General features: G+C 60.1%; 1 protein-coding gene. It reads left to right on the plus strand.

Annotated features, from left to right (window positions below):
• Nucleotides 1–371 (plus strand): immunoglobulin-like domain-containing protein (locus C6A77_RS25590; RefSeq protein WP_161959695.1); only part of this gene is annotated, 371 nt, incomplete at both ends.

The raw sequence follows: 371 nt of genomic DNA on the forward strand, positions 1-371 counted from the left end.
TACACCGCGACCCTGAGCAACAAAGCCGGCACCGATCTGGTGATCAAGCTGAGCAACGGCGAAAGCATCACCATCGCCGCAGGTCAGAAGGAAGCTTCGATCACCATCGACGCACCAAGCGACGATGTGTATGTCGATGCCGCCAACCTGAGCGTGACCGTTACCGGGACCACCGGTGGTGACTTCGAGAAGCTGGATGTCAGCAAGACGGCAGCCGTGACCCAGGTCACCGACACCATCGACACCACTACCGTGACTTTGACCGCGACTCCGAGCGTGGCAGAAGGCGGCGTGGTGACCTACACCGCGTCGGTGAATCACAAAGTCACCGGTTCCGACCTGGTGGTGAAACTGGCCAACGGCCAGACCAT

Origin of the sequence: Pseudomonas sp. AFG_SD02_1510_Pfu_092, assembly GCF_003331055.1 — a bacterium.
GTDB lineage: Bacteria > Pseudomonadota > Gammaproteobacteria > Pseudomonadales > Pseudomonadaceae > Aquipseudomonas.